This is a genomic window from Vibrio sp. 10N.222.55.B11, assembly GCF_041473705.1.
Classification (GTDB): domain Bacteria; phylum Pseudomonadota; class Gammaproteobacteria; order Enterobacterales; family Vibrionaceae; genus Vibrio; species Vibrio crassostreae_C.
Map to the genome: position 1 here is coordinate 1 of NZ_JBFRST010000138.1, position 341 is coordinate 341.

At 44.6% G+C, this 341-nt stretch carries 1 pseudogene; it reads left to right on the forward strand.

Going from position 1 to position 341, the window contains the following annotated elements:
• Positions 1-129: 129 nt before the first annotated feature.
• Positions 130-341 (forward strand): annotated as a pseudogene (locus tag AB4503_RS25375) (hypothetical protein); the annotation flags it as partial.

Genomic DNA, 341 nt, shown 5'->3' on the forward strand with positions numbered 1-341 from the left:
CACATCCTTTGGATGTGCGCCTTCTACTACAAGAATGCTCAAGCCAGTTTGTAGCACGGCTCTTGAAAGAGAGCCCATCGTTTTGTTTTTTAAAAGAACAAAACAATGTCCTAACAAGGAGTGTGAACGATGCAAATTATCTACGGATATTGTCGTGAAGATGAGGCCGCGAGTTTATTAGGCCACTTTGTTAAACAAGGTGATTTTGTCAGCGTCAAAGAACTGGGAACGGTTGGGCGTGAACACATGGCGTTTGCCGCTTTGTTGCCTTTTACTGGGCACCTTGCATTTCCTTTCTATTGGAAGGGCGTTCATTTGGTCGCGGTTCAAAAACAAGCTCA